This window comes from Moorena sp. SIO3B2, assembly GCF_010692525.1.
GTDB classification, from domain to species: Bacteria; Cyanobacteriota; Cyanobacteriia; order Cyanobacteriales; family Coleofasciculaceae; genus Moorena; species Moorena producens.
This window is the reverse complement of the sequence record NZ_JAAHHE010000676.1, coordinates 1-2,301: the sequence shown is the minus strand read 5'-3', so window position 1 is coordinate 2,301 and position 2,301 is coordinate 1. Positions and strand designations below refer to the sequence as shown.

Here is a 2,301-nt window from a genome sequence, read left to right as displayed (position 1 = left end):
AAATTGCAAAACCCTTATCCAGTAAGGATTTAATCAATTGATTTCAAACAGAACTCGATCGCTGAAATCCTGACCCCGCCAGCATGTACAAAAATAAGATGCGTTTCCCCTGGACTAGGGAGTTGATTACCAAAAATTTTTGGTAATCGCGCCCCGTCCTTGGACAGCTTTTTTTTGGATTTATCCTAACGTTTGTCGCTGAGTGTGGTACTATAAAGTAGTAACGGAAAGGGTCGATATCCGATGATCATAATTGAGTTCAAAGCGTACGGCAAAAAGCCCCAATATAAAGCCATTGATGAAGCAATTCGGACAGTCAAATTCATCCGAAATTCTTGTATTCGTCTTTGGATGGACAAAAAGGGAACAGGTAAGTACGACCTCAGTAAATATTGCAAGGTCTTAGCCAAACAGTTCCCTTTTGCGAATGAATTGAACTCTACTGCCCGTCAGGCTGCCTCTGAGCGGGCATGGTCATCGATCGCCCGTTTCTACGATAACTGCAAGAAAAAAGTACCAGGAAAGAAAGGCTTTCCAAAGTTCCAGAAAAACTGCCGATCGGTTGAATATAAGCAGTCAGGTTGGAAATTATCTCCCGACAAAAAGTCGATCGTATTCAGTGATAAAAAAGGGATCGGAAAGCTCAAGCTCAAAGGTAAATGGGACTTATGGCGCTTCGACAAGAAGCAAATAAAGAGGGTTCGGATAGTACGTCGGGCTGACGGGTATTACGTTCAGTTCTGTGTTTCAGTTGTAAAACACGAAAAACTCAAACCAAGCGGAAACACTGTTGGCCTGGATGTCGGACTAAAAGAATTTTATACAGATTCCGACGGGAATTCCGAGCCTAATCCAAGATTTTATCGAACAGGAGAGAAACGGCTGAAATTTTATCAGCGGCGAGTTTCCCGAAAAAAGAAAGGCTCTGCCAACCGAAAAAAAGCCATCAATAAACTAGGCAGGACACACCTAAAAATAAGTAGGCAGCGTAAAGAACATGCTAAGAGACTGGCACGTTGCGTAATCCGATCTAACGATTTGGTCGCCTATGAAGATTTGAGGGTTAAGAACCTGGTTAAGAACCATTGTCTTGCCAAGTCTATTAATGATGCAGGTTGGTATCAATTCAGGAAATGGTTGGAGCATTTTGGTAAAAAATTCGGCAGGATAACTGTTGCAGTCAACCCCGCCTACACTAGCCAGAGTTGCTCTGAGTGTGGCGAGGTAGTGAAGAAATCTCTGTCAACTAGGACTCACACTTGCAAGTGTGGGTGTCAGCTAGATAGAGACCACAACGCCGCCATAAACATACTCCAAAGAGCCTTGAGTACGGTGGGGCACACCGGAACTTGGGTCATCGACCCGAACTCTTGTGGAGATTTAGCCTCTACTCTTCTTGGTTCCGACCAGGTTGAGCAAGCCGAATCTATGAAGCAAGAATCCCCGCGTCTTTAGACCGGGGAGTGTTAAAATACTCGTGAATTAGGGTCAATACTGCTTTGGTCATGAGGGTGCATCTATCTTACTTGATCTGATTTGTAAAGTATATTTCTAAGGGTCTGAGTCTCGTCAGGGAAAAAACATCAAACAGCATTTAACACAAAAAAATAGCAAATTCACAGCAATTAGGGAGCTTGATAACTACTTTATCTATGTCTGAACCATCAATTACCGTTACAGTCAAGCTTTTTGCTGCCTATCAAGAAACCTATGGCTTGCCAGAACTCCAGTTAGGATTTCCTCCTCAAACATCAGTATCAGCGGTGCTAGACCGTTTACTGAGTGAACACCCAGAGCTGGAGCAATGGCGTGAAGTGACCCGCTTTGGCATCAATCTGCAATTTGTTCCCCCCGATACCCCCTTGCAAGATGGGGATGAAGTGGTTCTGATTCCTCCTGTGAGCGGTGGCTAATCGATTATTGTGCCTGCAAGCCTTTTGCCTCCAAGGGCTGTGTTTCTAGAAAAACTCAGAAAAATTGACTGATATGTAGGGTTGCTTCACCATGATCAGGAATCCAGGATACCCACTGGTCTTCTGAAATCTGGCACAGCAGTAGCGCTTCATCAAAGCTATAGGGATTAGGTAGCTCTAACAGACTTACCCAAGTGCCAGGTTGGAACGCTTCCTGGGACTGATCTAAGTTGGGATTAGGGGAGCTGTTCCAAGTCAGGGTTTGGGTCTGCGGTTCTAAAAGTTTCATAGTTCGTCATCAAGATAAAAAAATTCCCGTCTACCCTAGCTGAGACTGCTTCGAGCCAAAATCTTCCCAGACAATGGGTAAACTTTAACTATTTTCTGT

3 protein-coding genes are annotated in these 2,301 nt (G+C 44.1%); 2 read left to right on the top strand and 1 reads right to left on the bottom strand.

The window, feature by feature from the left end:
* The first annotated feature begins 243 nt into the window (after nucleotides 1–243).
* The gene (locus F6K38_RS39705) at nucleotides 244–1,455 is read left to right on the top strand and encodes an RNA-guided endonuclease InsQ/TnpB family protein (protein WP_287254133.1); all 1,212 of its coding nucleotides are present in this window, start codon (nucleotides 244–246) and stop codon (nucleotides 1,453–1,455) included.
* Nucleotides 1,456–1,652: 197 nt separating this feature from the next.
* The gene (locus F6K38_RS39700) at nucleotides 1,653–1,913 is read left to right on the top strand and encodes a MoaD/ThiS family protein (RefSeq protein ID WP_009149283.1); all 261 of its coding nucleotides are present in this window, start codon (nucleotides 1,653–1,655) and stop codon (nucleotides 1,911–1,913) included.
* Between the two features lie 55 nt (nucleotides 1,914–1,968).
* Here F6K38_RS39700 and F6K38_RS39695 read toward each other — a convergent pair whose 3' ends face one another.
* Entirely contained in the window at nucleotides 1,969–2,202 is a 234-nt protein-coding gene (locus tag F6K38_RS39695; RefSeq protein ID WP_287254135.1) for a hypothetical protein, read from the bottom strand.
* Nucleotides 2,203–2,301 lie beyond the last annotated feature (99 nt).

Excerpts from the sequence above, each read along its gene's own strand:
- F6K38_RS39705 (WP_287254133.1), top strand. The coding sequence starts at position 244 with ATGATCATAATTGAGTTCAAAGCGTACGGCAAAAAGCCCCAATATAAA.
- F6K38_RS39700 (WP_009149283.1), top strand. The coding sequence starts at position 1,653 with ATGTCTGAACCATCAATTACCGTTACAGTCAAGCTTTTTGCTGCCTAT.
- F6K38_RS39695 (WP_287254135.1), bottom strand. The coding sequence starts at position 2,202 with ATGAAACTTTTAGAACCGCAGACCCAAACCCTGACTTGGAACAGCTCC.